This window comes from Cupriavidus sp. SIMBA_020 (assembly GCF_046535395.1).
Classification (GTDB): Bacteria; Pseudomonadota; Gammaproteobacteria; order Burkholderiales; family Burkholderiaceae; genus Cupriavidus; species Cupriavidus campinensis.
This window is the reverse complement of sequence record NZ_JAWRWU010000660.1, coordinates 1-269: the sequence shown is the minus strand read 5'-3', so window position 1 is coordinate 269 and position 269 is coordinate 1. Positions and strand designations below refer to the sequence as shown.

Below are 269 nucleotides of genomic sequence, written 5' to 3'. Positions count from 1 at the left end.
CCAAGTACCAGAAGTTCGACATCCGGCCGGTGCTGGAACGCCTGCTGCTCAACGGCAGCATCGTCGTCAAGAAGGCCTATTGCGACTGGGAGCGCTACAAGGAATTCAAGGCGCCGATGCACGAGGCCAATTTCGAGCTGATCGAAATCCCGCACGTGCGCCAGTCGGGCAAGAATTCCGCCGACATCCGGCTGGTGGTGGATGCGCTGGACTTCTGCTACACCAAGTCGCACGTCAACACCTTCGTCATCATCAGCGGCGATTCCGAC

The 269-nt window shown here is 59.1% G+C and carries 1 protein-coding gene; it reads left to right on the top strand.

The window, feature by feature from the left end; genetic code table 11:
• The coding region (locus tag SB751_RS30955) for an NYN domain-containing protein (RefSeq protein WP_410749143.1) at positions 1-269 on the top strand (269 nt) is incomplete at both ends.